This is a genomic window from Elusimicrobiota bacterium (genome assembly GCA_040757695.1).
In the GTDB taxonomy this organism is placed as follows: Bacteria; Elusimicrobiota; UBA8919; order UBA8919; family UBA8919; genus JBFLWK01.
Map to the genome: position 1 here is coordinate 1 of JBFLWK010000035.1, position 21,971 is coordinate 21,971.

At 37.4% G+C, this 21,971-nt stretch carries 22 protein-coding genes; all 22 read right to left on the bottom strand.

Translation table 11 applies throughout. From position 1 onward, the window contains the following. Positions 1-774, bottom strand: a 774-nt coding sequence (locus AB1349_07395) for a hypothetical protein (protein ID MEW6557162.1), incomplete at its 3' end; no start/stop codon positions are given. Positions 775-795: 21 nt separating this feature from the next. Continuing rightward, positions 796-1,200: a hypothetical protein gene (locus AB1349_07400; GenBank protein ID MEW6557163.1), complete on the bottom strand. Its 405-nt coding sequence runs from the start codon at positions 1,198-1,200 to the stop codon at positions 796-798. A 272-nt stretch (positions 1,201-1,472) separates the two neighbouring features. Next, entirely contained in the window at positions 1,473-1,853 is a 381-nt protein-coding gene (locus AB1349_07405; protein ID MEW6557164.1) for a clan AA aspartic protease, read from the bottom strand. 295 nt (positions 1,854-2,148) lie between these two features. Continuing rightward, a complete protein-coding gene (locus AB1349_07410) occupies positions 2,149-2,526 on the bottom strand; it encodes a hypothetical protein (protein ID MEW6557165.1) in 378 nt (125 codons plus the stop codon). Positions 2,527-2,678: 152 nt separating this feature from the next. Further along, the gene (locus AB1349_07415) at positions 2,679-6,374 is read right to left on the bottom strand and encodes a right-handed parallel beta-helix repeat-containing protein (protein ID MEW6557166.1); all 3,696 of its coding nucleotides are present in this window, start codon (positions 6,372-6,374) and stop codon (positions 2,679-2,681) included. Positions 6,375-6,514: 140 nt separating this feature from the next. After that, on the bottom strand, positions 6,515-6,709 hold the full coding sequence (locus AB1349_07420) for a type II toxin-antitoxin system HicA family toxin (GenBank protein MEW6557167.1): 195 nt from the start codon (positions 6,707-6,709) through the stop codon (positions 6,515-6,517). Beyond that, on the bottom strand, positions 6,706-6,981 hold the full coding sequence (locus AB1349_07425) for a type II toxin-antitoxin system HicB family antitoxin (GenBank protein ID MEW6557168.1): 276 nt from the start codon (positions 6,979-6,981) through the stop codon (positions 6,706-6,708). Before AB1349_07425 ends, AB1349_07420 begins: the two co-directional genes overlap by 4 nt. A gap of 2 nt (positions 6,982-6,983) precedes the next feature. Next, entirely contained in the window at positions 6,984-7,160 is a 177-nt protein-coding gene (locus tag AB1349_07430) for a hypothetical protein (protein MEW6557169.1), read from the bottom strand. A 1-nt stretch (position 7,161) separates the two neighbouring features. After that, on the bottom strand, positions 7,162-7,398 hold the full coding sequence (locus tag AB1349_07435; protein MEW6557170.1) for a type II toxin-antitoxin system HicA family toxin: 237 nt from the start codon (positions 7,396-7,398) through the stop codon (positions 7,162-7,164). Then, on the bottom strand, positions 7,398-7,679 hold the full coding sequence (locus AB1349_07440) for a type II toxin-antitoxin system HicB family antitoxin (protein ID MEW6557171.1): 282 nt from the start codon (positions 7,677-7,679) through the stop codon (positions 7,398-7,400). The genes AB1349_07435 and AB1349_07440 overlap by 1 nt, the downstream gene beginning before the upstream one ends. Positions 7,680-7,887: 208 nt before the next feature. Then, positions 7,888-8,121, bottom strand: a complete 234-nt coding sequence (locus AB1349_07445) for a type II toxin-antitoxin system HicA family toxin (protein ID MEW6557172.1) — start codon at positions 8,119-8,121, stop codon at positions 7,888-7,890. Then, positions 8,121-8,390, bottom strand: a complete 270-nt coding sequence (locus AB1349_07450; GenBank protein ID MEW6557173.1) for a type II toxin-antitoxin system HicB family antitoxin — start codon at positions 8,388-8,390, stop codon at positions 8,121-8,123. Before AB1349_07450 ends, AB1349_07445 begins: the two co-directional genes overlap by 1 nt. 122 nt (positions 8,391-8,512) lie before the next feature. Then, a complete protein-coding gene (locus AB1349_07455) occupies positions 8,513-9,481 on the bottom strand; it encodes an aldolase catalytic domain-containing protein (GenBank protein MEW6557174.1) in 969 nt (322 codons plus the stop codon). Positions 9,482-9,597: 116 nt separating this feature from the next. Then, complete coding sequence (locus AB1349_07460) at positions 9,598-10,737, bottom strand: metal-dependent hydrolase (GenBank protein ID MEW6557175.1); 1,140 nt, start codon at positions 10,735-10,737, stop codon at positions 9,598-9,600. Between the two features lie 148 nt (positions 10,738-10,885). Next, positions 10,886-10,963: a GxxExxY protein gene (locus AB1349_07465; protein MEW6557176.1), complete on the bottom strand. Its 78-nt coding sequence runs from the start codon at positions 10,961-10,963 to the stop codon at positions 10,886-10,888. A 61-nt stretch (positions 10,964-11,024) separates the two neighbouring features. Then, entirely contained in the window at positions 11,025-12,467 is a 1,443-nt protein-coding gene (locus AB1349_07470) for a tripartite tricarboxylate transporter permease (GenBank protein ID MEW6557177.1), read from the bottom strand. 72 nt (positions 12,468-12,539) lie between these two features. Continuing rightward, positions 12,540-13,868, bottom strand: a complete 1,329-nt coding sequence (locus AB1349_07475; protein MEW6557178.1) for an OB-fold nucleic acid binding domain-containing protein — start codon at positions 13,866-13,868, stop codon at positions 12,540-12,542. Continuing rightward, entirely contained in the window at positions 13,865-14,662 is a 798-nt protein-coding gene (locus AB1349_07480) for a hypothetical protein (protein MEW6557179.1), read from the bottom strand. Before AB1349_07480 ends, AB1349_07475 begins: the two co-directional genes overlap by 4 nt. Before the next feature lie 2 nt (positions 14,663-14,664). Then, complete coding sequence (gene fliB / locus AB1349_07485) at positions 14,665-15,825, bottom strand: flagellin lysine-N-methylase (protein MEW6557180.1); 1,161 nt, start codon at positions 15,823-15,825, stop codon at positions 14,665-14,667. Positions 15,826-16,143: 318 nt separating this feature from the next. Beyond that, positions 16,144-17,946, bottom strand: coding sequence for a carboxypeptidase regulatory-like domain-containing protein (locus tag AB1349_07490; GenBank protein MEW6557181.1), 1,803 nt, complete (start codon positions 17,944-17,946; stop codon positions 16,144-16,146). Positions 17,947-17,952: 6 nt separating this feature from the next. Beyond that, complete coding sequence (locus tag AB1349_07495) at positions 17,953-20,640, bottom strand: carboxypeptidase regulatory-like domain-containing protein (protein MEW6557182.1); 2,688 nt, start codon at positions 20,638-20,640, stop codon at positions 17,953-17,955. Between the two features lie 17 nt (positions 20,641-20,657). Next, positions 20,658-21,236 carry a hypothetical protein gene (locus tag AB1349_07500; protein ID MEW6557183.1) on the bottom strand — a complete coding sequence of 193 codons (579 nt, stop codon included), beginning with the start codon at positions 21,234-21,236 and terminating at the stop codon, positions 20,658-20,660. Between the last annotated feature and the right edge of the window lie 735 nt (positions 21,237-21,971).

Genomic DNA, 21,971 nt, shown 5'->3' on the forward strand with positions numbered 1-21,971 from the left:
TGATGTTGAAACTACTAACCCATACCCGCTTACTGTATGGCTTGTAACTAATACATATTTATCAGAAGTGCTATCACTTAAAACATGTAGCCGTCCCTCCGGTCCCGTCGTCCCGATGCCGACATTGGCGTATATTATTACATCTCCTCCTGTTCCTGGAATTAACTCTAAGACCCCAGGCCAAGTAGCGTGTTCATTCCCATAAAATGTAGCAACAGCGCCACGAACAGAAGAAACGTCGCCACCGCCACCGATTCTAGTGGCTTTCGTATCTGATCCATCCAATGTATTTGTATAAATATCCAACCATGAACCTCCACGACCAATGATATTTCCCGACAGGCTAATGTGACCTGTCACGTCAAGTCTTTGTGCCGGCCCTGTCGTCCCGATACCGACATTGCCAGAATTTGTAACAACAAAATTACCTACACTTCCATCACTTGCTGTTGACACAAATAAACTATAACTTGAGCCTTGCCCCTGGACACTTAATTTCCCTGCTGGCCCTATTGTCCCGATGCCGACATTGCCTTTGAAGTATGCGTTACCGACTGATGTGATACTTGAGACAACAGCAGCGTTCTTGTCCTGAACAACAAAACAGGAAGAGCCATCTGATGTGTTCAGTTTGATTTCTGCATCTTCGGCGTAGAGGCAGATAGGAGATAGGAGATTGGAGATTGGAGATAAAAAGAAACAGGTGATAAGGAAAACCAAAAACCACTGCCAATTACTGCTTCTTGCTTCTTGCTTCTTGCTTCTGCATTTCATACGCACCTCCGGTAACGGCAATTAAAAATTCGCCTCTCTCAGATAAAATTCGGTAAACTCGCGTCGCCGTAGCCCTTCAAGATCAAGTTCACCTGTTTTCGGGTCAAGTTTTATTTCCCATTTTTCCATAGTTAACACGCCGATGATTACATCTAATTCATATCCATCCGTTTTCCCAAGTGTATCTACAGGAACCACTTCTGCATCAAAACCTAATCCTTCAATTTTACCAAATGCAATAGATAATTCTTTAACTTCAATAATTCTTCCACCCAGAGCCATATTATAAGGTTCTGGAACAGAAACAATTCGCTGTGGGATATTTGCAAGATATTCTCTACGAATATAAGTATGATATGCACCGGTATCAAACAGTGCGGTTGCTTTTTTACCTTCAATTTCAATTTCTTTTATGATTCTACTCATTTTAACTATTTACAAGTAAACCTTGTAACCACACGATTTCACAGATTATCACAAGATTAAAAAAGTAAGAAATTATCAAAATTTTAATTATCTGTGTAAATCTTGTGTTAATCTTGTGGTTTCTGATGTTGTTTTATAATTTCCTATGCTGCAAGAAAACTTCGTAACCACTGAAGCACGGAATCACGGAATAATTTTTTTCTGCCACAGGCGGACCGCCTTTGGCGAAAAATTCATCGCAACTTCTAAAGATTTTATTCGTGATTTAACCTTTAACCTGCCTTATTTTCCACCGTACCCATTTTCATAAACAAATACCTTACTGGAATTATTCGTTTCCTTATCGGGTCAACTGCAAGTCCGAGTTCTTCAAGCACAACCGTGCCTAAAACCTGTGTATCTGACTTTTTACCAAATATAACCCTTGTAGTCAAACTTTTACTGTCAAGAGTAATTTTTGCTTCGCCAAGAAATCTTTTTACAACCTTGCCATCAGCCAATTCAACCTCAACTTCTTCAGTTTTTCTTATACCGAGCGATTCTAAAATTTTTTCTGAAATCACAGTAAGTGTTGCACCTGTATCAACAAGAACATTCACAGTTTCCTTTTTTCGTTTTCCTTTAATTTCTATTTCTATTCTTGTTTCACCCATAATCTTTCACTCCACTAAAAGTATAAAATCCCTGTACATCAAGATAATCACGAAATCACGAAGTTTTAGACTTTTTTCGGAGTTTCGTGTCTTCGTGGTTGAGATTTATCCTGCCTGCCCGACGGTTGTCAGGCGGGTAAATCCTGTCAGGTTCTTTTTTGTTTTTAATTTTAACCTTTAACCTTTTTCGCCTGAGGCGAATCTCCGCCACGGCGGATCTGCCTTTGGCATGACGCCTTTGGCGGAAACCTTTAACCTGCCTTATTTTCCTTCGTCCCCTTTTTTCACGTCCATTTTAATACTCAACAAACTCTTTAGGATAATGAGTCAAATCAATGGTTTCTTTTTCTGGGACTGGAACTATTCCCCATTCCTGCATAGTTAATGCTCCTATTAAAATAGCAATGTTATTTCCTTTATCATCCTTGCCAATATTTTCAAGCACTCTTGCTTCAAAACTAATTGGCAGTCCTTCAAGAAAACCTGCGATCAAACACTTTTTAGTAACCTGATGAACCTTCCCGCCAAGGCTAACAGGTTCTGGTTTTTCTATTTCAAGTATAGGAAAAGTATCAGCTATTTCTTTTAGTACATATGTATTCTTTGCTCCAGTATCAAATAATGTCAAATATTTTTTATCTTTAATTTCAATATAATTGATTATTCGTCCCATTTTATTTCAACAAGTTAATAGGACGCTGATTTTCGCAGAAAAAACAGATTTAAAATTTATATTTTTAAAATCTGCGTACATCTGCGTCCAAAAAAGGAAATTCCTATACTATATATTTGTGTCTCTATTCGTGCTTTAACCTTTAACCTGCCTTATGGTGATACAGGTGTTATCGTTATTGTGATACCTTGTTGGGTTTCGGTTGTTGTTTTTGTGGGTGCTAAAAACTGTGTCCACATATACCGCTTCTCGCCTGGTGGAACATTTACACCATTTTCTGTTGTTGGACCTGCAAAGACAGTATTTGTAGCGGTCTGCGCTGTTGTTGATACTATATCTTCACTCCCAAAATCTGACGGGCTTGGTTCTGCGGAACTTACTATTACATAAAATACAAACTGGTCTATACCCGCGGTTGTCCCTGCAGTCCAGCCTGGTGGTGTAGACAGTTTTATCTGGTATGTAGCGTTTACATCACCATTATTTGTAATTGTTGCACTTGAATCCGAGATTACAGAGCCACCAAACGACACCTGCCCAAAATTGAATGATAGTTCGGTTATATCCACAGATAGCGGGTCTATCCAGGTTACTGTTGAGCCGATGCCATCGTAATCGTAATCTTCTCCAGCTTTTACACCGCTCCATTTCCTGAATGTCCAATTTATGTCGGAGCCATCAGCTTTGACATTGTAATTTGCTGTGCCAGATGTATCGTTGAATACGCAACTGTAGAATGTAGCGTTTGATGTTATACCTGTTACACGGATATAACTTGCATCGCCTGCACCGGCTTGTATTGTATCAAAAGTGCCAGAACTTAAATCCACAACAGTTGTCCCTGGAACAATTACAACACCGCTTGAGGCTAAATTAGAAAACGTATAATTACTGGCATTGATTGTGCCGGATGCATAGAAGCCGTAATAATTGCTTGCTGCGGAGGTAGAAATTGTAGGATATGCTTGTGTGCCGAGCATTTGGAGTGTGCCACCAGTATCAACGGTCAATTTTGTTCCAACTGGTGTATCGCTGAATTCAATTTTCTTTTGAACATTCTGGTCGTTAGATGAAGAGATTGTAACAAAATAAAACACATCACCTACGCTATAAGCATCTGAACCGATAGTGAATACAACTCCCCTCGCTGTACTTGTGTAAGCGCTACCTTCTGTAGCAGTGCCATCTGATATGAATGAAGCGCCTATTGCGGAACTACGCTTTACTTCAAAGCTCGGGTCACCAACGCATTTCACTTCCCACAACTCGGTAACCGTCATACTATCAACAGTTACAGGATAAGTAATTGACCCTGTTCCGTTTAATGTAGAATTCGGCTGTGTCGCTGTTGATACATATAACAAATTTCCAAAATTCCAAATTTCCGAATTTCCGCTTTGTATATGGTAATCACCCCAGATTTTTACATTACCTGATGTCCCATCCTGATTATACGAAACCAGATACGACCCCGCAGTATCCATCCCATTAGTCGCCACTTTAGTGGCAGAATACAAATTACAATTCTTTAATGTTAGTTTGGAAACAGAACCAGCACTATAATAAATATCACCATTTGTATTATTTCCACCTTTACCTAATTCACAGTTCACCACTGTGTTATTTATGGAATTATATGTGTCAATACCATATTGATTTGAATAGCAACTGTTATTGCTTATTGTGTTATTGTTGGAACTGTTGTTAAGGCAAATGCCATAATTAGTATTTGAATAGCAACTGTTATTGCTTATTATGTTGTTGTTGGAATTGTTGTTAAGTAAAATGCCATAAGCAGAATTTGAATAACAACTGTTATTGCTTATTGTGTTGTTGGAATCTCCGGCAAGGTAAATGCCATAAGAAGTATTTGAATAGCAACTGTTATTACTTATTGTGTTGTTGTTGCAACTGCTGTAAAGGTAAATGCCATAAGCAGAATTTGAATAGCAACTGTTATTACTTATTGTGTTGTTGTTGCAATTGCTGTAAAGGAGAATGCCATAATTAGAACTTGAATAACAACTGTTATTGCTTATTGTGTTGTTGGAACTTTGGTTAAGATAAATATCATAATATCCACTATGAACGGTGCAGTAATTTATCTTTCCTCTTGTGCCGGGACCATCAAATGTTATTCCGAATTTACTGGTGGCATTCACTCCCACACTGCTTATTTCTACATAATAGAGATTAAAATTTGTCTCAGTTTGAGACAAATTTCGGATGTAGGTTTTTGCCGACGGGTTGTCAGAAGCAATCAAGCAGTTCCTTGTAGACGGTGTTGTTGTAGTATTGCCTTGAACATCAAAAATACCACCGTTATTGACAATTATTCCAAATTCACCATCACTGTTACATTTTATTTTTAATGCTGAAATATAGCCCGTATTCGGTGGCATCAGAAGTTTTCCACCATTCTGGATATCTATATTTCCTGCTACAACCATCGTTCTTGTATCCACCGCACCGTCGTACTGCAAAGTGCCTGAAATCGTGATAGTAGAGCAAGTAACAGCAGTATCGTTCCTGTTGAAAGTAACCGTGTGCCCGCTCTGGATTTCCACACCCTGACTTGACAATGGAATTGTCCCATCTTCCCAAGTATTAGTAGAATCCCAGTTCCCACTTGCCACTGATTTAATAACAGATGAAGGAAGGGTACACCTGATTGTACGGAAGTCGTTGTTTGAACTGCCGGTAACATAAACTTTAGCAGAAGTATCTACCGCTATACCATATGCATTATCATCAAATCCACTGTTATACCCGGTGGATGATTGAAACACCAAGTTATTATTATATTTTAGTGTAAGATAATCCCAGTTTGAACCGTTATTTAAGAAACCTGTAACATAAACATTACCCGACTTGTCCACCGCAATACCTTGCCCACGGTCATCATATGTAGTATCAAACACAACGGATGACTGAAACGTCAAATTAGAATTATACTTTACTGTAATACAAGCATCATTTGCGCCATTATTTCTAAGACCTGTAACAAACACATTACCTGAAGTATCAATAGCAACACCATAACTATCATCCCAATTCCCGCTGTCATATGCATCAGATGATAGAAACACCAAATTACTATCGTATTTTATTACGGCATAATCATATGAAGCGTTATATGATGCACCAGTAATATACACATTACCTGAATTATCTACTGCAACTTTTTTAGCAAGGTCGTTATTCCCACCATTAAATACAACAGAGGATTGAAATACTAGATTGGAATCATACTTTACTGTAACAAAATCATCATTAGAACCATTATTTGAGTTGCCGGTAACATAAACATTATTATTTTTAACTGCTATACCAAAGCCTTCATCAGCATTATTATACACACTGTTAAATACGGCAGATGATTGAAATACCAGATTGGAATTATATTTTACTGTAACATAATCCCAATTTGAACCATTAGATGAGCGTCCTATAACATAAACATCTCCGGAAGTGCTTACTGCCACACTCTGGGCTTCATCATTATAATTATACACGCTATTAAATGTTGCTGAGGCAAGCATCACACCTGTGGCATCATATTTTATTGTGAAATAGTCATTAGCAGTGACACCATTTGAAGAACTACCAGTAACATAAATATACGGACCACCTGCTGTGATTGTATCTACCGCTACACCGCCACCGCCATCTGCATTCCCACCATCATACACACTACCACCGGCTTGAGAAAAATCGCCTGTGAAACCAGCCCAGAGGCAGGTAATATGGAAATATAGAAATATGGAAACAAGGAAAAACAAAACCAAATTTTTTTCGTGTTTATTCGTGTTCATTCGTGGTTCCATTTTACTGTTTTTTATATCCATTTTAAGTATAAAGTATTTTTGTGATTTTGTCAATGTGAATTTTGTTACATATTAAAATCAATTAAAAATGTAAAATGTAAAATTGTGGTAGAAAGCATTTTTAATTTTTAATTTTTAATTGCCTCTAGTTTAGATAATTTTCATTTCTTTTTAATAATTTCTACTTCAAGGTCTTTACAAATTCCTCTCGCTGTAAATGTGTTTATCTCTTTATGTCTCGGTATCGTTGCTGATTCCCCGCTTTCAGGATTGTAAAATATCGTGTGTTTTTTACCTTCTTTTTCAAATACGCAACCGTTCTCTAAAAGATGTCTGATTAACTCTTTCCTTTTCATACATTCACAGTGATTCTCTCTTCTAAAACCTTGTTTTGACCACTGATAAAGTGTCTGTAATTAGATTCAAGTATCATCTTGATTGATTCTTTTAAGTTCTCTTTCACTTCATCAATGGTCTTACCCTGCGAATGCGCACCCGGCAACTCCTTTACATATCCAGCATACCAGTTCTCACTTTTTACAATAACAATCGTGTAATTGGCAAAACGGTTCGGTATATATTCAGAATGTGCTTCTTTAACATATTTTGCTTTTGTTTTTTTACCCATAATTAAAATTTTCTATCTACTTTTAGTAAAATACTGGGGACGGAGGAAAGTATTAAGACAGAAACTAATAGAAATTTATAGAAATTTATAGAAATTCGCTTTACCGAAATTAGGGATTGCTTTGCTATTGTTCGCAATGAGTGGTTAGAAAGTATCGGGACGGTTCTGATTCTTTTCATACTATTTTACTTTGTCTAATAACTCAAAATATCTATCTCTACTTATTCCTGCTGTGGTCATATTGGTTCTAATATGTGCAACAGGAACTTCACGAGGACTGCATTTAATCACCAATGGTCTTGAGATACCTGTCTTTGTCATACTTATGTGGTCGCCTTTTCGTCTTTTTACTACAAATCCATCAAGTTCAAATATCCGTATCAGTTTTTCATAATGAATTGGTGTAATCTTCGGCATTATTCTACACGGGCTAAATCAAGTCCTAATTTATCAATAAGTATCGGTTCAGGTGGAATCCATTCTTGTCCCAAAGATGTAAATCCCGCTTCTTTCAATACCTCAACAAGTGTTCCCATTTCCTGACATTCTTCCAAAAAAAGCGAAACTGCTTCCGAAAGAGATTTTTTTGCTTCTTCAGGTGTATCTCCAAAGCTTGACACATTTAATTCAGGACACACTCCAACATATTGGTCACCTTCCTTAAACACTTCTGCTTTTACAATAATTTTTCCACTCATTTTAATTTCTCCCGTCTGCTAATAAAATAAAGGAAAAGAAAAAAGGGACAGGTCCTTTTTTTACTTTATCTGGATTTCCCCCGTATCAAGTACGTGGTCAGAATGACAGACAAGTTTTTCATATTCACTTTTAGAAAGTATCGGGACGCCCCATACCAAGCCACCAAATCGGCGGCTGCTACGGGATAAAGTTCTGGTTTTCATACTATCATAATAATTCTTGAAGTTCTTCTACTGCTAAATTTGCAAGCCGTAAAATTCCTTTGAGTGTACCTGGTTTGATTATTTTTCCTGTATGCACAGGAACGGGAAATGTGGTTTTTCTTCCTTCTGCAAATTTCCTCATCTGAATATGACTCCCTTTTTGTCTGGCAATTTCAAATCCGCTTTTTTGTAGTGCTCTGACCAATTCTTTACCGGTAATCCTCGGCAATGCGGACATCAGAGTGCCATCTCCAATTCTTTTCTCACTATTTTCCGTAATTCCAATTTATCAATACCAATTTCTTCAATATGTAATTCTGCTGCTTCTTTAATATTTCTCAAAGCGTCTTTTTCATTATCACCCTGACTGTAAATATCAAGTTCGGGACAATAAACCGTAAAACCTCCTTCTTCTGGTTCTGGAATAAGTTCTACACTAATTTTAATTTTTCCCGTTGGTTTATATTCCGTTTGTGTTTCACGAACCTGATTTGCTTTCTTACCCATAATTTTTTACTCCACTTTTAGTATAAAGTATTTTTTAAGTTTTGTCAATGTGAATTTTTACACATAATACCCTGTCCCTGCGGGACACCCCTTTTTAGAAAAAGGGAATTTTTGTCACAGCTTTAATCTTCTACTTCTTCCTGGGTAAGTTTCTCGTAGAATTTCAAGAAATCCCATTTCTCAGGGTTAGTATCATCCAGCGCCATCATCGCCATTGCAACATCAGGATGTCTATTCAGCATCCCGGTAATCATATACGGGATAGCATAACCCCAAGGTATTTCTTTGCTTAACGGCAGGATATCTTTGCTAATCACATCTAACAGTGGGCGGATATTGAACTTTGGATTTTTCAGGAAACTGATAAGCAGTTCTAACGGGCAGTTGCCTGCTGCACGACCAAGCCCGTATAGTGTGCCATCTAAATAATTAGCGCCACGGATGATACCGGCAATCGTATTAGCAAATGCGAGTTGTTTATGGTTATGGCAGTGCACGCCAATCTCTTTTCCTTTCAGATATCTTTTGTACTTATCTACGAAAAAATCTATATCCTCGCTATAAAGTGCGCCAAAACTATCTACAATATAGCAGGCACTAATTTTGGTTTCTTCGTCTATTTGCTGTAGCGCTTCATCCAGTTCGCGGTCTAATGCTTTTGAGATTGACATTATATTGATTGTCGCTATGTAGCCCTTATCAGTCGCATTATTAGCGAGTTTGATTGCCTTGTCTACATCCTTGACATATGTTGCCACGCGTATCACATCTACCACACTTTTCTCTTTTGGCAGAATATCATCGGCAACCGCTTTATGTGCATCCTGCATAATAGCGATTTTTGTCCCTGAATACTTGTTCCCATCTACTACTTTGAGCAGGTTCTCTTCGTCACAGAACCGCCACGGACCGTATTCGGTGACTGAGAACATTTTTTTGCTGTTTCGGTAGCCGAGTTCTACAATATCTATACCGGCAGCGCAAACCGCCTTATAGACATTTCGGACAAGTTCCAAAGTGAAATTGGACTTATTCATCAGTCCGCCATCACGGATTGTACAATCTATTACTTTGATTTGTGGTCTGAACATAATAATATCAGCGATTAGCCCCCGACTTAAGTCGGGGGTAAGTAATTAAGTGATTAGTAAAATCAAATCACTAACCACTTAACCACCTAACCACTTCTTTTTCGCTGCCTCTGTTTTCAATCAATAACGGAATCGCCTATTCCGTCGGGCTCTTCTTCCGTAGATAATGTTGCAATAACTTTCGCTTCTTTTTCCAGTATTTTTTGTTTTATTATTTTCACCGTCCAAAAGTAGACAGTTAGCGGGATAACCAAAAAAATTGTTAAAACCTGCCAGCCCGGTAGTTTAATCAACTGTGTAGAAAATCTATCCGTATTCCAGATAGTAAGCACGATTGCTGAATACATTATACTGAAATTGGTTCGCGGGTCAGATGCTTTGAATAATTCTAATCCTTCTGAACGCGGTTTATGCAACGGCCAGAATAATGCGCCACCAATATGACCTGTCATATCTTCCGCTATATGTGTAAAGAAACCGAGAAACGCAACCAATCCGTAAAGCCACCAGTGATAAAAATTTAACAGATATGCGATTATATGAATCGGGATTGAAAGCAAAAACCCGAGCACCCAGGAATGGCTCCAGGTTCTATGCCATGGCAGCCAGTTAAAATACAGTTTGCCGTCTGATTCTTTTTGGAAGCCGAATTGCGAGCCGCTGAATATCTCTATTGTAGACGGCTTAACGGTAGTGGCTTCTTTGTCAGGTCCTTTTATTCGTTGACGCAGGAATCGGACTATTTTGTTAAGCCAGTCAACTTCTAAATTGCGTGATTTTAATTCATAGTCCAGTTTCGCTTTTCCAACCCGATTTTTTGATGGTGCGGTATTCGGAAGCGGGCATTGCGATGTTTTAACCATTTCGTTAATTTGGACTATAACCTCTTTTTCCGGGAAAAGAACATTATACTGTCGCCATAACGAAGCACCGAGTTGAATCGGGTAGAATTGGACTCTTGTGAATTTGCCGGTTCTACCTGCGTAAGAGATTGCCTCGGCAAACTTATCCGCCATTTTTTGCGGGTCCGGGTTCCGCGGGTCAGGGTCTATCTCGTATTCTGCAGCTGAAAAATACTGTCCTAACTTGAAGTCAAGCGTATCCGGTAACAAGCCAAACGCACCTGCTAAAAGCAGTATAAACGAGTTTGCAGCGCCTTCAACGGTATCTACACGGCTCTGTGTTGACATCTTTATTACTTCAGGTATAAAAGTAGCCGCTGCAATACCTGATATGAAATGTGTTAACCCTTTCATTTTAGTAATTTTTTATAGGACGCAGATTTTCGCAGAAAAATCAGGATTTACTCTGCCTCCATCTGCATCCTACTGCTTTTTCTCAAATTGTCAAAAGCAAACCGCTTAATTTCTGCTTGGGGTCCAAAATTCAACAACAATCCAACCTCTATAATGAATTTTTATATACTTTTTCTAAGAAACCATAACCAAGAGTATTATAAACATGGTAAAATGCCTTAATTATTTTCTCGGTTGTGTCTTTATGTTTAAAATCTTGATTTTTCTGCGTTTATCGGCGTCCTATTCTATATCAACCCTAACAACTTGGCAATTTTATCGCCATAACCTGCCATATTCAGTGCGATTGGTACTAATAGCACTGCCATACAGTGTGAGCGTCTGCAATTAAAAAACACCGGGATAGAGCCGATACAGGTAGTAACTGCGGCAACCAGAAGCGCCATTATCCCGCCTTGTATATCGTGTAATCCACCACCCATAAAATATACAACACCGATTACGAATACTGTGACAATCCCGTATATCAATTTTATATTTTCACTTAATTTCTTAAAATATCTGACTGTCAGATGTGTCGCCCAGATAAGCATCAGCATTGAAATGCCTGAAGTAAAAACAATCACAGACAGCATCACAAAATAATCGCCTGATTGAGGTGCTGCAAGTGGTTTCAACATAATATTCATTCCACCGCGTCCCATCCCATTGGGTGTATTCTGGGTTAAAACAAACACCAATAGAAATGCGCCAACATAATAAATGATTTTGTTGATACCACCTGCTATCAAAAAAATGCGTTCCTGAATATAATATATTTCAGGTGTATGCAGATGCACAACGGTCCCGGGCTCGGTTGGTTTCTCATATGAAGTTTGTTTAAGATTCCGATGGTTACTCATATGGCTTGCGGAGATTGCAGCAATACCGATTGTTACTGCTGGAATCATTGCGGTGATAAGTCCGCCGATAATACCTGGCAGACAGGCATACCCGAAATCATTCCAGCCGGCATTAACATATTTGGATTCATACTGTATTTGCGGATATTTTGCTTTTGACAAGAATGTCTGCAGTATAGACGGGAATGCAAAGAACCCGACGAAGATTGGCATTATATTCTGGAAACTCAATTCAGGCGGTGCGAGCGGTTTTGTGGTTAGAATCAGTCCTACAATTGATGCCAGCGAGAATGTCAGCAATCCGGCGAAGATATTAGACCAGCCGTTTTTAAGTTTAGACCATGGTTTTCTACCTCTACCTGCGCCTTTAGGCCATTCACTCATCACATAATGCACGAGTATCAAGCCAATAATCCAGTGAAGATGGAATCGTGAGACCGCATAGATATATGTGCATACTTTATAAAAAAACGGTGTCAGTATTACAAGTATAAACGCACCCAGCAGTGTTCCCATACCTGAAAGCAGTGCGGCATCTCTACCTTTACCATTTTTCAGCATATCCATAGATGGTAAGATTGTAGCACCTGCTGATTCATCTGCTGCACAAAAAAAAGTCATCGGCAGTGTATTCAGGAATGCGAATGCAACCATCATAGACATAAAAAACGGCACTAATGCAGGCTCCGGTATCACTGAACGGAATTTGAGATAAATCAGGATAGCAATCCCTGTGACATTATAGATATGCAGTGATGGTATGATACACAACAATCCGCCAATGATAGTGCCTAAAAGACAGTATGCAATGATAGTTAATTCAATCATTTGTTTTTATTGGGACGCAGATTTTCGCAGATAATTCTTAATTCTTAATTCTGACTTTTATCTGCGTCCTAATTATTCCTGGATTATCTGGATTTCGTCCTCTTTGGTTTCCATTTTCTCTTCATCTTTTTTGCTCTTTTGCTTTTTCGCCCTCGGGATCCGCTTTTCTTCACCGCTATCTTGAATAATTTCCAATTGCGAGCCACCCGATTCACCTGCTTCAATTTTTACATCTTCAGCCTGAACTATTTTTAGTTGGAGTTCGTTCTTGTATTCACCAATCTGGAATATACCTGATATTTTAGCATCTTCTTCAAGATGACTGAAGCCCTTAATTTTATCTTTTAATGTATCCCATACAACTACTGAAAGCTCATCACTACCATCGTCAATAGTAACAACCATTCCTTTCCTTATTGCTCTGATATCTCTGATTGTTCCACTAAAAAAGTATGAACTATTGATATCCTTTTTTGTTAATTTGTTGAACTTAATAGTTTTTGTCTGTTTAATTTTCTGTGTCCACAGTTTATCCTGAACTGCTTTAATATCTACAGTGCCTACTTTTTTGATTTTGGTATAATCAAACAGGTTAGCTTGAAGTGTATCACGGTATTCGGATATTTTGACGAGCATCTCCAGTTCGGCATTTTTTTCAGAAAGCAAATTTTTTGTCTCTGTAGAAATTTTAGTCATTGCAGAATCAAACAGAACCATATTGATACTACCGGTTTCATCACTTAACACAAACGAATGCAGAATAGTACCTTTCTTGGTAGTTCGTTGTTCATATGACGAGATGAACACTTTAATTTTTACAATCTCACCGATTAAATCGCTCTTTATATCTGCGAGCGTATATTCTTTTATTTGTAATTTCTGCAGCACTTTGAATCTTTCTGGAACAGGCATAAACAGTGTAGTACCAAACTTCTGGCTTTCACTGACAGTGCCGGCAATTTCTACCAAATCGCCTAATTCAGGCAGGTTATCTTTATGAATTTTTTTGAATTGTGCAAGTTTGTTGAACCCGTAGATATTTATCTGACCTGTGCCATCGTCTAGTTTTATTTTTAGTGAGTTTTTGGTAGTATCTTCAACATATGAAACCACTTTTCCGACGACTTTGATATACGCACCGCTCATTCGTTCGTCAATATCTTCTATATGTATCTGCTTCGGCTGCTTTAAGTGTGCAGCATACCATAAAAGAATAACACCAAGTATTGAGCCTATAATTGATGCTATTTTTACGAACTTGACACTGATCCGTTTTTCAACCCGCGCACCACAGCGAGGACAGGTCAAAAGCGAGCCTGCAAAATAGCCACAGGTTGGACAGAGCCCTTCCTCATCTACAATTACCGGCTTTACTTCTTCTGATTGCTGTTGATTATTCATAGTTTTTCAAGGTCTTTTGGAGCTGTTCTTGGTGGTATTTTTACACTTTTTAATTCTATGATTCCGGATACGATTGCGCCGATAAAATATATCACCCATAAATAAGTGTAATAGCGGCCAAATAATGCGGCGAAACCTGCAATAAGCATTGAAATAACAAACACTTCCAGCCCAACTTCAAGATACCGCCATTTAAGTGGCATCAGATTATACGGGCTATCTTTCGGATAGTTATGCCGCCGCCGCCGCACAATCGCAACTGCCAGAATAAAAAAGCCAACTGGCGAAATTAACTGGCTTAGCAGATGAATCAGTATCAGTTCTGTTTTCTGGTTCCCGGCTGAAAACCAGACCGCATCATACAGGTTCAAGCCGTTAAATGAGGCAATAATTTTTGAGCCATCTACCGCGATACTATTGACGAGTATAAATATAAGCGCCATAAAAAAACCTACTGTGTAGGAAGCGATTTTTGTTGATTTAGGAATCTCGCTTTCCTCGGACTCCCAATAAAATATACCAATCAGTATTGCAGGTGCAATAAACGCCATCAAAAAAAACTGTCTCAGACAATTCATAATCACCGGCAATGGATGCTGTCCGATGATATTCTGTAGCGGTCGGGTGATAAAATAGATACCAAACAAAATAAACGCATTAAAAACCTTCTTGTAGCCGAGTTCGCCAAAAATGAGTTGTCTGATTTTTTCCAGTTTTTTTATTTCATATGCCATCACAAAATAGACAATACCAGCAATTATTGGAACAATAAGGTTAAGCAAAAATTCAAACATTTTTATATTATTATTTCCTCAAAGTTTGGTTGTGAAATTAAAAGGTTGCAAATTGTGGCAAAGGTTCGGCTGTTCAAAAAAAGCGTTTCTTTCGTAATATGTCCTGTGTAATTTAGTTCCACAAATGTAATTGCTTTTTCTACATCACAGAGTTCTACAACAGCACTTTTTCTTATGAGAGCAAAAGCCCGAGACCACCATTTCACAAGCGCATAAACAACAAGGAGCAGTGAATAGCCTGAAACAAGATTGGGTGTAGATACAGCCGACGATAACAAATGCCATTTTGAAAAAAGTAAGTGTTCAATGAATCTCTTGATGGTATTTTGTATGTTTTCATTATCTATATCAAAATATGTTTCGGCAATTTCTGAAAGTTTGAATTTTTCATTGTTCAGTTTAAGAGAACCGGTTCTAAAAACAAGTTTTAACAGATTCGCATATTTTTTAAGTAAGTTCTCTTTCGCTCTTCCTACAAATTCATAACCGACGAAAAGTGCAAGATAAAGTTTCTGTTTTTCTTTTGATACATTTTCTTTTTTACGAAAAAAAATTTCTTTATCGGTCTTCTGTAATATATCGTTTAATGATTCCTTTTTCTTAAGACTCTCCGATAACGCCCTTAAAAACTTTGCGGGTGCTTTAAGTGATGTCTCGTAATCGTGGCGTGCTCTTAATAATTCAAAAATAACATTCTCAATTTTTTTATAGTCATTGTAGGATATTTTTATATCGCTATCAACAACAACCGTTTCATCTATTTTACGTATCCAGTCGGGTTGTAAGGTTGCAAGTTTTTCTATTTCAGATATTTGATTCTCTAACTGAACACCTGTATCTTTTATAACTGACGGACACACAAATGATAGCCGAACAATAATCCCCTCGGGCGTTTTTACAAACTTAAATGGATACATCTTACAGATGGTAGATTTTGCGTCAAACCCCAATTTTTTATGGATAAGACAGTAGTTGTCATCATCTAAAAAAATACATCTGCTGTCTATAAGTTCAAATTTTTTTCTCCCATCTCTGTCAATGAATATTTTTCTATTCTCAAATCTATCTGAAAACTGTTCCCACTTAACATCCACTAGTTTTTGGTATGTTTCATCATCAATATCTATATCCCAGTTCTTACAGCATACCGCACAATCAGGCATACAAATGTAGTGAAATTGTTCAGGCAAAATTAGGCTCACAAGTAGATTTTACAAAAATCAAGTTGAATTGTCAATAAAAAATCCAATTTCTCAGAAGGATATTAATCGTGCTGTAAAAGAAGTAATAAAAGAACTGTATGGTTAGAATAGTTAACGATATTGAAGAACTCATTGACTTGATAAAAACAGTAGACAGGGCTTCAACCCTTTATGGGTTTCAGCCCTGTCGGCACTGAAGTTCCATTTCTTCCCAGGCAGACTACTTAACCACCCGTTTTTTTCTAAATAAATTTGAGTGATAGATTTTCAGGCAGGATTTTATTTCTTTTTGAGAGTGAAATTGACTTCGGTAGGATTCTCAGCAACCATTTCAACTTCTTTCTCTTCAAAAACATAGCCCTGTTTCCATGCTTTTACTGTGTAAGTTCCTAAAGGTAAATTGTCCGAGTTGCATTTACCGTTATCGTCTGTAAGAATCTTTTTTATTTCTTCACTATTTTTAGAGATTTTTACTACTGCATTTGAAAGCGGGACACCATTATCGTCAGTAACTTTCACATAGATAACATTTATATCCTTTAATTCTGCTTGTTTCTTTTTCTTTTCTTTTTGCTTTTTATCAACAACTTCTACAACAATTGTGTTGACAACATTTCTTACAACACCACGCATATCTTCAATTTTTCTGCATTTTTCATCTACAGAAAACACATTCCTGCCTGTTGTCACATCCTTTATCTGAACTATAAATTGATAATTCTCACCGAATTTACCGAGACGACTTACAATAATATATTTAACACCAATAAGACCACCAAATTCTTTTATGAACGCGGTATCTTCCTCAATAATCCCTGATAACTGAATATTTTGTTCTTTTATTATACTATCTATATATTTTCTTTCAATAATATCAAAACCTTCACAATTTGTTAAGTCACCTTGTAAAAAGTCATATATAAAATCTGCTTCAGCATCAGTTACAGTATCTTGAACAAACATATCTAAAACTGCCAGTTTAGACCTTTCTTCAACTGGTAAAATCTTTTTAGGTTTCCTCAACCCTTTTATTTTTACCTTTTTCTCTTTTATTTTTATGGTACCAACTGATTCTGGCATATCAATTGTTTCTTCTTTTGCTACTGCAGTTCCGTATCTGAAATCAATTGAAACCCGATGTGTATCCCCTAAGCCACCGAAAGGCACCCATGCATAATCAAACCGCGCATCTTTTACTCTCAATCCAATACCGGCAGTATATGTTTCTAAATCAGCACCAATTTTATAACCACATCTTAACGCAATCGTATCCAACAATATGTATTCTAATCCAGTTTTATAAATATTTTTATCTACAGAATTTAAATCTGCTTGAGCTGCTATTTTAAGTGGATAGACACTATATGACAAGCCAACATTTATTGGTTGAGATATTTCTATTTTTTCAGGAAGATAAGCACCTTCTGCAGAACCCAGCACAAGATTTTGTTTTAAGAATGAGAAATTCAAAATACCATTATAAACATAAAAAACGCCTATATCCAGTGTATATGCAGACGAAGTATGTGCTTCTGTAGTTAATGACGATTCTATAGAGCTTCCTGCCATCTTAAATCTCGTACCAATACCCATACTTGGATTACCAATCGCATACAGAAATGATAAAATTTGGTTTGTAAACTGTATCTCCTTCTGTTTCTGAAAATTTTCATCTATATATGGTTCAGATAGACCAAAATATGAATACTCTACGCCCCACCCTCTGGTACCATACCTGTTTGGTTTACGGAATGCAAAGTAATGTCCTGATAGACCATTTATCCATGAAGTATAAGAATATCCAAACACACCTTTTTTATAAATTCCACAGCCGGTACATACTGCAGGATTAGTAGCATCACCTAATGCACCACCGCAACCACCCGTTGCTGCTGAATATGCAAATGGGTCAATCAACAGGAATTGCATTCCTGTTGTTCCAGCAGCAAATAAGTAGCAAGTAGCGAGTAGCAAGTAGCAAGTAGTAAAACCAAAATATAACCGACTGAAGTCGGGTATAAATCTTTTTTTATACCCCACTTTAGTGGGACTATTTTTTAACCAGTTAATCATTTTTTGCATAATTCCTCACTTTGTTACAATGATATTTTTTTTAGTTTTCTTAGAGCCGATTTCAGAATACATATAATAAAGCCCTGTTGCAACGATATTACCGTCATCATTCATACCATCCCAACTTGTATCATAAAACGATGTAGAGGCTGGATAATCTACACCATCTATAATCGTTCTAACCAAATTCCCCATAATATCGTAGATTTTTATTGTTACTTTTGCACTTTCAGGTACAGAAAATTTTATTTTTGCGGATTGATTATTTGTCGGATTAAAAAGATTTCTCCCAACAATAGCTTCGTTTGCGCCTAATGTGATACCAGCATCACCACTTTTGCCTGTCCATTCTAACTTATCTAACCAGCCGCAATCAGCGCCACTATTTGTTTCACTATTTTTTGAATAAGCCCATTTCAGTGTATGATAACCCGAAGAAATACTGTAAGATAACTGAGTCCAATCCACTGCACCGGAGATATAAGTTTTTTCAACATCATCAATATAAAATGTGAGAAGATCGCCACCACCCCACCAATCGTATGCTTGTGAAGAAACCTTCCAGTAGAATGTAAGTGTTCCTGGACCTGTAACACTCGTTTGAATATATGTAGTTTGATTATGAGTAATTTTACCACTCTCTACAGCATCATTATCATAATAGTATGTTGTAGATTGCCCAAACCAGTTTGCACTACCACCTGTTGTCCAGGTTAAAGCGGTGTTATCTAATGCTTCACCCAAATTTACACTTACATCAGCGCCAGGAATAGTAACATCAGGCGCGTCAACCGAACTTGTTGGTGTTCCTGTTGCAGATGTATCCCAGACATCATATGCCTCAAAATAATATGTATAATCAGTACCTGTAGAAAGTGTTGTAGAGTAAGAATAGAGTTTACCGTCTGAATAGGTTGTATCACCTGAATCTACTTGAGTCATTGTAAACGGACTCCCTGTGATATCTGTCCCTGATTTTTTAATATACACTTTTGGATAACCTGTTTTTGGAGCATCATTATCATTATCAGTATATTTTACACGATATACAAATGTTGTTGTTGAATAGCCCGTCTCTGGGTCAAGCCCGTCGGAAGTATAATTTGTCTCACCAGTCCAGGAAAGTGTTGGTGCGATATTAAGTGTAAAATTAACAGTTGTTGTCTGTCCACAGGTAATTGATTGATTAGTTTTTGTCTGTGTTGTATAATCAGTTTTTGATGCTGATATATCAAATACAGTTCCTATCCCTGTTGAAATACCAATTGTATAATTCCCATTTGTATCAGTTGTTGTCTCTGTAATTGTTGTTCCAGTCTTTGTCACAGTTATTGAAACATCAGATATTGGTGTTGTCCCATCAGGTTTTGTTACCTTACCGGAAAAATAACCCGCATCAGCGCTTGTTGTAAGATACGGGTCATAGTCCACACTGTCATAAAATTTGCCGGAATAAGGCGGACTTGTTCCCCACCAGTTGTTTTCTGCGGTTATAGTAACACCGGAAACAGTATTGTAGATATGCTGATTGTTATTATTGATAAATTTGGAGTAAGAGATAGTTGGAATTGGTATCTTACCACCACTTCTATTCATATAAATTCCATAATTGCTACTATTTGAAATAGTGCAACTTGAAATAACCGGTTTCGCATTATAATAGTAATTAGCGCAGATATGAATATTTCCTGCTGAGTCACCACCACCATATTTGACTATGCAATATTCCAATCTACAACTACTTAAATCATTGTTGTATGAATTAAAGTTGATATCTTTCCAACTGCCTGAAACAGGATTACCAGTTCCTGTAGCACCACCAACAGAATTATCATCCACAGATGTAAAATATATTGGATTACTTGCTGTGCCTACTGCCTGTAAAAGTCCATAAATAGCCAGACCAGTATTACTATTAAATTTTACTACAACATCGGGATATATGACAAGTGTAACACCATTACCTACCTCTATGTTCCCGGCTACAATATATGGATACCCAGGATTTCTCCAATCGCCTGCTGCGGCAGTTATACCAACTGCATTATATCCGTTATTAGAAAATGTTAAACCTGAAAAAATGGATGAGTGTGGACAGGTTATATAAATAGCATATGAACTATTATCTTTTATTGTACAATAAGATATAGTTGGTATAGCGCTCTTACCACCACTTCTATTCATATAAATTCCATAATTGCTGCTATTTGAAACAGTGCAACTTGAAATAACTGGTTTCGCATTATTATAATAATTAGCGCAGATATGAATATTCCCGGCTGAGCCACCCCCACCATATTTGATTATGCAGTATTCCAACCTACAACTACTTAAATCATTGTTGTATGAATCAAAGTAAATATCTTTCCAACTGCCAACAACAGGATTACCAGTCCCAGTAACACCACCAACAGAATTATCATTCACAGATGTAAAATATATTGGATTATCTGCTGTACCAATTGCTTGTAAAAGTCCATAAATAGTCATACCAGTACCTGTGTTAAATTTTACTACAACACCGGGGTCTATTGTAAGAGTAGTTCCGTTTTCTACCGTTATGTCTCCTGTTACTATATAAGGACTACCAGCAACTGTCCAGTTCCCGGAAACACTACCACTTACATCTGTGCAATATGCATTAGCTGAAAAAAATAAAAAAATTAGAACGAACAATGGTATTTTAAGAATTTTTATTATCACTTTTCTCCTCCCCCTGCTCATTTGAACACTACTGCATTGATAGCTAATCCTGTAGTTTTTGAGATGTTCACACTTATCTTTGGAGTAAAATCTAAATATCTCAAGATATAATAATCACCTTCAGATGATACATCCTTTTTAGTTGGTTCACCTAAAATTTCAATTACCCTTTCTTCTGTATCACCCATTCTTACGCCTGCTATTTTACAAGGGCATTCTTTTTTAAAAATCATTATAAGATAAATTGTGTCAGTGGCTGGTCCTACAAATAAAGAAGCACCTTTGTATCTCAATACCGGAGCATCGTAATTGCTATCGTTAGAGTCAGCCCTATAACACCCAAGACTATCAGGGATACCAAGTTTCTCAATAACAGTATTAAATCTCATACCATAATAATCTCTTAAATCTATCTCTTCCCAGTTTATTCTTTTAATAGCTGGTTTTTGTTCCGTTGTTCCCTTTTTCTCTGCAGTTTCTTTTTTCTCTTGTGAAGCAGTTGCAGAAGACCTTGTTCTCCATACTGGTTTTTCTTCACAAATCCCCAATCCCATAAAGATACTCATTACAAGAATACCAAATATAAATCTTTTCACATCGCCTCCTTAAATCACCAAATTTCAATCTCCCAATTTAGGAAAAACTGAAAACTGTGAAACTGTGAAACTGGTGAAACTGTACTGAAACTGTGAAACTGTACCAGACTTGAAATTTTCAATCCTTATTTTTAAGATTCTTCGCTATATTCATTTTTTCTCAAAATCTGTAATATAATGCAGGAAATACTATCCGACGATGAAGCCCGCAGGGGTCTGAAGCGTCGGCTACAAGGAATTCCCTCTTCGCTCCTCCGGAAGAGTGATTCCGAAGTCCGGGAGAGCAATCCCGGAGCCCGGGAGAGCAACTCCGAACTTGCAAAGAGCAACTTCCTTTAAGTGGATAGTAGTTCCCTTGTTTCGTGTAGTATCTTCCTTGCCCGGGATACGGAATTCTCGGTTCAGAATACGGATTTTCTTTTGGCAAATTGTAATCTTCTCGTCTTTTTCCCTTTTTCCCCTTTTTCCCCTTTAACCTGCCTTTTCTGGTCTGGGACCCTTTCTGCCACCATGTTTTCTTGGCGGTATCCCGTATCGCTGCATCTCTTCTGAGAATTTGCCTAATTTTGATTCTAAGTAACTCACAACTTTACCAAAAAAGAGTTTGTTGTCAATTGCAATGTAAAATTATACCAGGGTTGCAATGTAAAAGTATACCACCTGCAGGTGGTATAATTAATGGTTCAGGTGGTAATTAGATGTGTTGCAAAGTAAAAGTATACCAGGTAAGTGAAG

Coding starts and splice junctions, on each gene's coding strand:
- AB1349_07400 (MEW6557163.1), bottom strand. CDS start 1,200: ATGAGTAGAATCATAAAAGAAATTGAAATTGAAGGTAAAAAAGCAACC.
- AB1349_07405 (MEW6557164.1), bottom strand. CDS start 1,853: ATGGGTGAAACAAGAATAGAAATAGAAATTAAAGGAAAACGAAAAAAG.
- AB1349_07410 (MEW6557165.1), bottom strand. CDS start 2,526: ATGGGACGAATAATCAATTATATTGAAATTAAAGATAAAAAATATTTG.
- AB1349_07415 (MEW6557166.1), bottom strand. CDS start 6,374: ATGGATATAAAAAACAGTAAAATGGAACCACGAATGAACACGAATAAA.
- AB1349_07420 (MEW6557167.1), bottom strand. CDS start 6,709: ATGAAAAGGAAAGAGTTAATCAGACATCTTTTAGAGAACGGTTGCGTA.
- AB1349_07425 (MEW6557168.1), bottom strand. CDS start 6,981: ATGGGTAAAAAAACAAAAGCAAAATATGTTAAAGAAGCACATTCTGAA.
- AB1349_07430 (MEW6557169.1), bottom strand. CDS start 7,160: ATGAAAAGAATCAGAACCGTCCCGATACTTTCTAACCACTCATTGCGA.
- AB1349_07435 (MEW6557170.1), bottom strand. CDS start 7,398: ATGCCGAAGATTACACCAATTCATTATGAAAAACTGATACGGATATTT.
- AB1349_07440 (MEW6557171.1), bottom strand. CDS start 7,679: ATGAGTGGAAAAATTATTGTAAAAGCAGAAGTGTTTAAGGAAGGTGAC.
- AB1349_07445 (MEW6557172.1), bottom strand. CDS start 8,121: ATGTCCGCATTGCCGAGGATTACCGGTAAAGAATTGGTCAGAGCACTA.
- AB1349_07450 (MEW6557173.1), bottom strand. CDS start 8,390: ATGGGTAAGAAAGCAAATCAGGTTCGTGAAACACAAACGGAATATAAA.
- AB1349_07455 (MEW6557174.1), bottom strand. CDS start 9,481: ATGTTCAGACCACAAATCAAAGTAATAGATTGTACAATCCGTGATGGC.
- AB1349_07460 (MEW6557175.1), bottom strand. CDS start 10,737: ATGAAAGGGTTAACACATTTCATATCAGGTATTGCAGCGGCTACTTTT.
- AB1349_07470 (MEW6557177.1), bottom strand. CDS start 12,467: ATGATTGAATTAACTATCATTGCATACTGTCTTTTAGGCACTATCATT.
- AB1349_07475 (MEW6557178.1), bottom strand. CDS start 13,868: ATGAATAATCAACAGCAATCAGAAGAAGTAAAGCCGGTAATTGTAGAT.
- AB1349_07480 (MEW6557179.1), bottom strand. CDS start 14,662: ATGTTTGAATTTTTGCTTAACCTTATTGTTCCAATAATTGCTGGTATT.
- fliB (MEW6557180.1), bottom strand. CDS start 15,825: ATGCCTGATTGTGCGGTATGCTGTAAGAACTGGGATATAGATATTGAT.
- AB1349_07490 (MEW6557181.1), bottom strand. CDS start 17,946: ATGCAAAAAATGATTAACTGGTTAAAAAATAGTCCCACTAAAGTGGGG.